The organism is Dokdonella sp. (assembly GCF_039926425.1).
GTDB lineage: Bacteria > Pseudomonadota > Gammaproteobacteria > Xanthomonadales > Rhodanobacteraceae > Dokdonella_A.
Map to the genome: position 1 here is coordinate 1 of NZ_JBDSWZ010000289.1, position 7162 is coordinate 7162.

The 7162-nt window shown below is 62.9% G+C and carries 7 protein-coding genes; 2 read left to right on the plus strand and 5 right to left on the minus strand.

Annotated elements, in window-relative coordinates; all coding sequences use genetic code 11:
* Positions 1-1505 (plus strand): helix-turn-helix transcriptional regulator (locus ABIV12_RS16395; protein ID WP_348061307.1); only part of this gene is annotated, 1505 nt, incomplete at its 5' end.
* Positions 1506-1718: 213 nt separating this feature from the next.
* Here the strand turns inward: ABIV12_RS16395 and ABIV12_RS16400 are convergent.
* The 5 genes from ABIV12_RS16400 to ABIV12_RS16420 all read right to left on the minus strand — a co-directional run bounded on the left by ABIV12_RS16400 (position 1719) and on the right by ABIV12_RS16420 (position 6281).
* Positions 1719-2066, minus strand: a complete 348-nt coding sequence (locus ABIV12_RS16400; RefSeq protein ID WP_348061309.1) for a metalloregulator ArsR/SmtB family transcription factor — start codon at positions 2064-2066, stop codon at positions 1719-1721.
* Between the two features lie 45 nt (positions 2067-2111).
* Entirely contained in the window at positions 2112-2606 is a 495-nt protein-coding gene (locus ABIV12_RS16405; RefSeq protein ID WP_348061311.1) for an SRPBCC family protein, read from the minus strand.
* Between the two features lie 166 nt (positions 2607-2772).
* Positions 2773-3321 carry a lipocalin family protein gene (locus ABIV12_RS16410; RefSeq protein ID WP_348061313.1) on the minus strand — a complete coding sequence of 183 codons (549 nt, stop codon included), beginning with the start codon at positions 3319-3321 and terminating at the stop codon, positions 2773-2775.
* Positions 3322-3440: 119 nt separating this feature from the next.
* Positions 3441-5069 (minus strand): right-handed parallel beta-helix repeat-containing protein, encoded by a 1629-nt coding sequence (locus ABIV12_RS16415; protein WP_348061315.1) that lies wholly within the window; start codon positions 5067-5069, stop codon positions 3441-3443.
* A gap of 306 nt (positions 5070-5375) precedes the next feature.
* Complete coding sequence (locus tag ABIV12_RS16420) at positions 5376-6281, minus strand: M23 family metallopeptidase (RefSeq protein WP_348061317.1); 906 nt, start codon at positions 6279-6281, stop codon at positions 5376-5378.
* Between the two features lie 222 nt (positions 6282-6503).
* On the opposite strand from ABIV12_RS16420, the gene ABIV12_RS16425 reads away from it, so the two are divergent.
* Entirely contained in the window at positions 6504-6665 is a 162-nt protein-coding gene (locus tag ABIV12_RS16425) for a hypothetical protein (RefSeq protein WP_348061319.1), read from the plus strand.
* The last annotated feature ends 497 nt before the right edge of the window (positions 6666-7162 follow it).

The following is a 7162-nucleotide window of genomic DNA, read 5'->3' on the forward strand; positions in this document are numbered from 1 at the left end:
GCAAGCGCGTCCTCCCAGTTCCCGCCGACCGCGATCAACTGCGCCAGATCGTTGCCGGGTTGACCGAAGGTGTGATCCTGATCGAGCGCGACAAGTCGATCCACTGGGCGAATGCGGCCGCGTGTGCAATGCATGGGGTTGCCGACGTTGCCGCGCTCGGGCGCAATGCCGCCGACTACCGCAAGCGTTTCGCGCTGCGCTATCGCAACCACCATGCGGTGCCGGCAGCGTCCTACCCGATCGACCGCGTTCTTGCCGGGGAATCGTTCAATGATGTCGTGGTGGAGGTGACCGCCGCTGCAGCACCGGATGAGAAATGGGTGCACCACCTGCGAAGCCTCGTCATCACCGATGAGCAAGGCAAGCCGGATTGCTTCATCCTGTTTGTCGTCGACGTGACCGAATGGGCGAGTGCCGAACAGCGTTTCGAAAAAGCCTTCAATGCGAACCCCGCCCCCGCGCTGATCTGTCGCCTGAGCGACCTGCGCTTCATCAAGGTCAATCGCGGATTTCTGGACATGACCGGCTACGTTGCCGACCAGGTCATCGCGCGGTCCGTGTACGAAATCGACGTGCTGGACCAGTCGCCGGATCGCGAATCGGCGATCGAGCATCTGGTCGCCGGCGACACGATTCCGCAGACCGAGGCGGAGCTGCGCGTCGCCGGCGGCGGCTCGAAGCTCATCATCGTCGCCGGACAACCCATTGAGCTCGCGGACGAGCCGTGCATGCTGTTCACCTTCATGGACCTCGAACCTCGCAGGCTCGCCGAAGCCGACCTTCGGCACAGCGAGGAACGATTCGTCAAGGCGTTCCGCATGAGCCCGGTGCCTACGTTGTTGTGCAGCCGCGACGACATGGAAATCACCGAATTGAACGAAGCCATTGCCGCGACCACCGGTTACGAATCAGAGGAACTGCTCGGTCGTTCCGTCGAGGACATGGGCTTTCTCGATGCGGGCAGCGCGCGAACGCAAATCGTCAACCAGTTGCGGAAGGCGGGTTCGCTGCGCAATGTCGAATGCCAGGTCAAGCGCAAGGACGGCGCGATGATCGACTGTCTGGTGTCTGCCGAAACGGTGCACATCGATGGCAGCGATTTCGTGCTGCTGGCCATGCTCGAGATCACCCATCGTCGACGCACCGAGATGGAACTCGTCACCGCGGTCGAGTCGGTCATGAAGGACGCTTCATGGTTCAGCGGCCCGCTGATCGAAAAACTCGCGAACCTCCGCCGTGGAAGTTCTCCCAAACAGGCAGCGGAACTGGCGGACCTCACCAATCGCGAACGCGACGTACTCGCCCTGATCGGCGAAGGCCTGTCCGACAAGGTGATCGCCGCCCGCCTGCGCGTATCGCCGAGCACGGTGCGCAACCACGCCGCATCGCTTTATTCGAAACTCGACATCCACACGCGTGGCGAAGCCATCCTGTGGGCGCGCGAGCGTGGTTTCTCCGGCACGAGCGAGCGCGCCGCGCCGCGCAAACCGCCGCGCCGAAATTAGCGCGCGCGCGCAAGTCCAACGGTCCGCGGTTGAATGCCACGACGGCTTGTCATGCCGATCTTCGGCGTCGAGTGTCTGTGTGCCGATTGTCAGAAGACAGGAGCGCTGCAGACGCTGCCGCACACTCCTGCCGTGATGCACACGCGCGGTGCGAAGCAATTCCGGCTGGGTCGCACGCGCACCGACCGCCGATCTCGTCCGATGGCGCTCACGCTAGATTGGCTGCTCGACCAATCGTCGCAGGCGCTCGATCGCATCATCCCACTGCGTGGAGATCTGCTCCAGGTGACGACGCACCTCGGTCAGGCGCCTTGCCTGCAATTGCCAGATGCGTTCGCGTCCCTCGCGGCCGCTGCGTAGGAGGCCAGCGCCTTCGAGTGCGCGCAGGTGCTTGGTGATCGCCTGTCGCGACATGCCGGTGCCTTCGGTCAGGCGCACGATGGACTGCGGTCCACCCTCGCACAACCGCGCGACGATGCGCAGACGGGACGCGTCGCCGAGTGCGGCGAATAGCGGCGCCGAATCGGCGAAGGGTGCGTTTGCGGTCCGGGGAGAGGGCATTTGCGTTTTGCGGCGTCGAGTGCGGGTGGAAAGGCGACCGCTCCGCTAGGCACCTGCGTGCAGCGCGAGATACTTCCCTACCAGCTGCGACTGGTGTTCCCAGCCACCCTCGTTGGCGGCAAAGGCCTTGGCCCGACGTTCGATCGGAATGCGGTCGAAGCCCGACTCGGTGATCGTCAGACGCGTTCCTCCATTGGAATCCTCGAGTTCGAACACGATATGCGTCATCGGTTCGTGCGAGTAGTCGACACCCGGCTCCATTGCGAATGGATGCCAGCGAAACGAGATGCGGTCCATCGGCTCGATCCGGTCGACCACGAACTCGAACGGCATCCCGGCATGTGGCTCCTGCATTCTCGCGACGTCGGCGTCGACGGTGGTCGGAACGATTGTTCCAGTCATCCGGGTGTTCTCGGCAAAGGAGCCCTTGAAAGCCACTCCGAACCACAGGCCGAATTCGTCCGCGCTGCTGATGGCGCGCCATACCCGCTCGCGCGAGGCGTGGAGCATGACGGTCTTCTCGATGCGATCGGTGTTCATGCGCAACCTCTTGGTTGCGCTTTTTATAGCGCAATGAACGCCAATGCGCAACCTCTTGGTTGCCTTTTGCGATGTGGACCGGCGAACAAGCGTCCTCGGGCTGGACGCGTGTCGTGCGGCCGGCGCTCGTGCATGAGCGCGCAGCGGCCACCGACCCGCGGCAACGCTATCGCGCGGGCAACTGCGGAACACGCTCGAACATGGTCGTGTCGTAGCCGAAGCCGCGGAATTTTTCGAGTAGCGACTGGTACGTCGGTTCGTTCATCTCCGGGCTTCGGGCGAGAACCCAGCCGAGCTTGTGATCCGGCTGTCCGATGAGCGCCCACGAATAATCGGGCGCGAGATCGAGGATCCAGTAGTCGGTGTGGAACAAACCGAAGAATCGGACCACCCAACGCGAATTGTCGGTTCCAGGCACGACGGTGCCCACGGACGTCGTGGTTTTCTCTTCACCGTCGAGCGTCTTGCGGTAAACGTAGGTCGTCTGGATCCTGCTGTCCTTGTCGAGGGCATAGACGTCGCGACTCGCAACGTTTCCGCGCTCGGCGAAGTACGGCACGTTTGCGATCACGTACCACGCGCCCATGTAGCGCGAGAGATCGACGTGCGGATGGTCGGCCGCGAGCGGTCGCTCGGGCTGGTGGACGCAGCCGACCGCAACAGCGGCGACGGCACCCAGCAAGACGGTGCGTGCGAACCTTGAAACCTTGCTCATGGCGTTGCCTCTGCGCGGGACGTCGACTCATTCGACGCGACGCCCGACTTTACGGTCTCTCGTCCTTGCCGGATGCAATCTCGCGAACGCGCATTCAGCGACACGACAGCGAAATGCCGTCATTCGAATCCGTCGGCAAAGATCCGGTCTGCACCGACGATCACCGCGCAGTTGGAGTATTCGGACGACATGAAAGCCGTAGGCGACGCGATGGTCGACATCGCGCGCGTCACCGCCGTCAACACCTTGCCGGCCGGGAGAAACTGCGCCGGTCGCGCGAATGCGGCATGGCCGCTGGCGTCGGTGGTCACGGTGATGTTGCTCGGAGACGGACTCAGCGGATACGGGACCTGGCCGCCGCCGAAGCCACCGGCGTCGCAGGCATCGCTGTAGAAGAAATGGATCTCGTAGGTGCTGTTCGGCACTGCGTCGAGAAAGCCGCCAACGCTGCCGGTCTGGCCGCCCGAATCCGCTGTGGCGAAATCGATGACCGGACTGTTGAGTCCTTCGTTCGGACCCGGGTCGGCATCACCCGCGTCGTTCGCATTCGGTCCGGCGGGTGCGATATCGAACGCGAGGCTGCCGTTGTGCGCACTGGACAGGTTGCCGGCGTCGACGATTGCGCTGCCGTCGACGAACACGCCGGCATCGGCGTTGTTGGAGATCGCCGCATTGATCGGTGCAAACAGCCAACGCGAACCGACCGTCACTCCGGTCGCAGCGTTGCCGACATAGACGCCATGGCCACCGTTGCCCAGCGGTTCGCCGGTGGCGCCAATGCCGATGCCGTTGCCGATCACGCTGGTGAATGGGAGCGGCGCATCGAGAATGGCGATGCCGTCCCCCACGTTCGCACTGATCAAATTGTCGAAGATCTGCATGCCCATCGAGTTCGGGCCGAGCTCGATGCCGCGACCGCCGTTGGCGAGTGCGGCAGTGCCGGATGCATCGAGGCCGATGTAGTTGTTGCGGATCGTATGGGTTTGCGCCGATCCATTTCCAACCACGGTCGAGGTGGAATAGATGAGGATCCCGTCTGCACCGTTGCCGGAGATCACATTGCGCGCTTCCGGCCGCGGATCGCTCGACCCTCCGTCGGTCAGCGTCTGTTCGCCGACCGTGTTGAAGCCGCTGCTGGTGCCAAACACGAGAGCTGCCCGGGCAAGGACTGCGCCGTTTCCGCGTGCCTGCGTACCTGTCACGTCGGTGCCGATGTAGTTGCCCCAGATTCTCACGCCGCCGCAGAGGCAGAAGTTGCCGGGCGGGCACAACTCCTCGCCCATCGAGATCGCCGCACCCGCAAACCGGTTGATCACCAGACCGCTGAAGCTGCTGGTATTGCCCGGGCACAGGCCCGAGTTGGTGAACGCTGCAGCAACGACGAACGCATCGGTGTTGCCGGCCAGGCTGCCGTCGATCTCGATCGCGATCACCGCATTGCTGCCGATCGGCTGATTGTTCTGGATCGCCCCAGGCTGCGAGTAGCCGTCAATTGCCATGGGAATGTGGATCATCGGCAACGGCGAGAGCGGCTGGATGGTGTGCGGCCCGACGCCAGCAATGTCGAACGCAATCGTATGGCCGGCACATACGCTGCCGTTCGTCACCTGTTTTGCGTTCGCGTCGAGCATCGCCTGGCGGAGACTGCCCGTTCCCGCATCGGTCGTCGTCGTCACCGTAAACGTGTCGGCTGCTGCGGGTGCGGCGAGGAACAGCATCAGCAGAATGAAACCCACCGGCTTCGTCATACGCCTCGCCCAAGGCCGTGGCGTGGGAGCCGGGGCGACGCTTGAACACACCGGCTGACACACGAAGCGTTGATGGTTCACGATGCTTGTCCTTTTCCGTCGAGACGAATGCGGCAACGATTCCTCCGGCACGCCTGGTCGGCGCGGACCGGATCAGTCACCCACATTCACTCCATACGGCAAAGAGACGCGCTTGCCGACATCGAAGAAAGCGTTCTCGCAGAACGTGGCGCAACGCGACGACAAAGCCGTTACGCACGAAGCGGGGCAGCGTGCGCGCGCTGCTCCGCTTCGTGATCGTGCCGATCAGCTCTCGTCGTCGACCACCGGAGCATCCTTCTCCGCCGGCTCGCGGTGCTCGGCCTTCTCGATCTTGTGCTGCGCTTCGTCCTTGCTGTCGCTGACCGAGGGCAACGCGGTCGGCTTCGCCAGCAACAGAGCCGGATCGATGCGCTTGCCCAACCAGCGCAGTCCAAGATGCAGATGCGGTCCGGTGGCGCGACCGGTTCCGCCGATCTTGCCGATCCGCTGGCCGCGCTTGACCGTGTCGCCGTCCTTCACCGCGATCGACTGCAAATGAAAATACATGCTCACCAGGCCATCACCATGATCGATGAAGACGGAGTTGCCCGCGAAGAAGTGATCGGCTGCAAGCACCACGGTGCCTGCTGCAATTGCCTTGACCGGGTTGCCGAGTCCGACCGGATAATCGCGACCGCTGTGCAGGCTGAGATGGTCCTGGTCGAATCGACGCTCGCTGCCGAAGTCGTCTTCGCTCTTGGGCAATTTCGCTGCCGGTGCGCCGAGCGGCAACGAGAAGCGTGGATCGTCCGAGCCTCCACCGAGAACCTTGGCGATCGAGCCACGCTCCTTCGACGCGCGCTCCGAATCTTCCTGCGATACGTGAAGGAAGCGGTCGAGCTTTTCAGGCAGCGGCATGTCGACGTTTGGAAAGTCGGCTTTCTGCACCTTGAGTGTCCCAAGATGCTGTTTTCCATCCTGGTCCCACAACGCGATTTCGTGCGTACCGGGCGTAGTCTGGATGTCGACCGGGTAGTAGCACACCGCGTCGACGGCCTTGTAGCGTTTGCCGTAAATTCCACATTCCTTCGCCGCAATGCCGGCCCAACGTCCGACGCCGCCCTGCTGCACGGTGACCACATTTGCGCCGAACGCCGACTGCGCGAACGCAGCGCCCAGCAGCAATGACATTCCAATCGTTGCACTTCGCATCACGACATCCCCATCCCCTGGCAAGACCTGAACCGTAGCGTTGCGAAACGGAACGCCAGCTAAAGAGCAAGTGCGCCTTTGGACGATCGATGCCCCAATGGCGTCACCCGTTTCGTTTCAATGACCCCGTCGCATGACATCCAGCACTGCCGACGCAATGCGGAGCGCACAATGGTCGCGTCAATGTGATCGGAGAATGCGATGGGCGAATTTCCCGATGAGGGCGAGCGCGTCTGGATCCAACTGGAAAACGACGATGAACTCAGGCAGGCCGTGTTCGACCTGCCGACCAAAACCTTTACCTGCGATGGTGAGGAACCGTTGCACGCAAACCAGATCGTCGCATGGAAGCCGTTGGCTTGAACCATGAAAAAATCCCGCAGTCTCCGGCGTCTCACGACGAGCGGCTGCGGGACGAGTGGCTTTCGTCGACCACCGGAAAGGGTTTGGGCGGTCGACGTGCGCATCGTTGACCGCGCTGGTCTCACAACCTGAGATGGACCCCGCCTTGCCCGAAAAAAGCCGACACGCGCGGTTGAAACCCGGACGATGCGACGCACCGTTGCCGCGATGAGGGGTTTTCCCCGCCTGTCAGATGACGTTTGCCGATGCGCTCGGCGGCTCGACAAGGCATTGTGGTGGTGCCCGATGTCCAGGCCGATGGGGTTTGCGAGACCTTCCATCCATGCCGGCATCGGGCAATTTTTTTCGGGCTGGAAGGGCGCCATGGAACGATCGATGGAGGTCGACCGCGCCCACGTTCATCGTTGGGCCAGAAAAACCCACAGGCCGGTCGCCAGGAGCAACGCCTCAAGCGCCCCGACGCCCAGCGTCATCGACGACACCGGAAACTTCATCAC